Origin of the sequence: Mesorhizobium sp. M2A.F.Ca.ET.037.01.1.1 (assembly GCF_003998075.1) — a bacterium.
In the GTDB taxonomy this organism is placed as follows: Bacteria; Pseudomonadota; Alphaproteobacteria; order Rhizobiales; family Rhizobiaceae; genus Mesorhizobium.
The window spans coordinates 1-1,129 of record NZ_RZSA01001447.1 but is presented as its reverse complement, the minus strand read 5'-3'; the positions used below and the strand labels follow the sequence as shown (position 1 = coordinate 1,129).

1 protein-coding gene is annotated in these 1,129 nt (G+C 63.2%); it reads left to right on the top strand.

Going from position 1 to position 1,129, the window contains the following annotated elements:
• Positions 1–204 precede the first annotated feature (204 nt).
• The gene (locus EOA27_RS37490) at positions 205–870 is read left to right on the top strand and encodes a TetR/AcrR family transcriptional regulator (protein ID WP_126078216.1); all 666 of its coding nucleotides are present in this window, start codon (positions 205–207) and stop codon (positions 868–870) included.
• The last annotated feature ends 259 nt before the right edge of the window (positions 871–1,129 follow it).

Here is a 1,129-nt window from a genome sequence, read left to right as displayed (position 1 = left end):
GTAGTCATCAGCCCGGGCGGGCGCGGATGCGAGCGCCACGGCAAACGCGCCCGCGATGGCGATGAGCGAGGCGGAACGAAGGCAGGAATGCACGGCTGAGGCGATGCGAATGACTGACATGATGTTCTCCTCTGGTTTTTGTTAGCCTTACGATGTAAGGTATGCGAACGATGAACCTTACAGTGTAAGTTGTCAAGCGCCGCCATGGATGCATCGAGCAAAAGAAAGCGCCCCCGCGGCAAGCTCTCCCGCGAGATGATCGAGGATGCTGCCTTCAAGGTGATCGAGCGGGAAGGGCTGTCCGGCTTTTCGATGCGCAAGCTCGCCGCCAGGCTCGGCTGCGAGGCGATGAGCATCTATCACCACTTTCCCTCGCAGGCGCATCTCTACGAGGCGCTGGTCGACCGCCAGATGAGCGGGCTCGTCATACCTGGCGCTGATCTGCCCTGGCGCGAGCGGGCCCGCATCGGCATGCAGGAGTTCCGCCGTGTCGCCACCGAGCACCCGGCCTTCGCGCCCTTCATCGTCGTCTACCGCATGAACTCGCCGCCCTGCCTTGCCAAGCTCAACGCCATCATCGGCCTGTTCGAGGATGGCGGCTTCGGCCCCGAGCTTAGCGCCCGCCTGTTCCGCGCCGCCGGCTACTATCTGATGGGCGCAATCCTCGACGAGACGGCCGGCTACGCCAAGGGGCCTTCGGCCGTCACCACGGTCAGCGACGAGGAGCTGGCGCGCGACTATCCGAGCGTTGTGAAGGCCGGCGCCTATTTCGGCAGCGCCGGCTTCGACAAGACATTCGAGCTTGGCCTGGAAATGTTTCTGGACGAGATGGAGCGAGTCCGCGAAGCTGCCCGAGGGGAAGACCGCTAGAGCAGAAAAGTGTGGGCGGTTTTCCGTCCGGAATTGCGTCAAAAAAAGATAGAGCGGACAGCCGCTAGCCGAACAAAACAGCCAAGGGTCTGAATGCGCTTCCTCTCTGTCCTTCTCCTCATCGCCGGCGCCGCCGTCGGCATCTTCTATCCTTGGGCGATGAGCAACTTTTCCGGCCATGCGATCGGCACCTACCGCGTCTATGAGGGCGGCCGCTTCCGGCCGGTCACCGTGCAACTCGCCGCGAGCGACGCGCCGG

What these genes read in the sequence shown, in the direction of transcription:
- EOA27_RS37490 (WP_126078216.1), top strand. Translation starts at nt 205, where the DNA reads ATGGATGCATCGAGCAAAAGAAAGCGCCCCCGCGGCAAGCTCTCCCGC.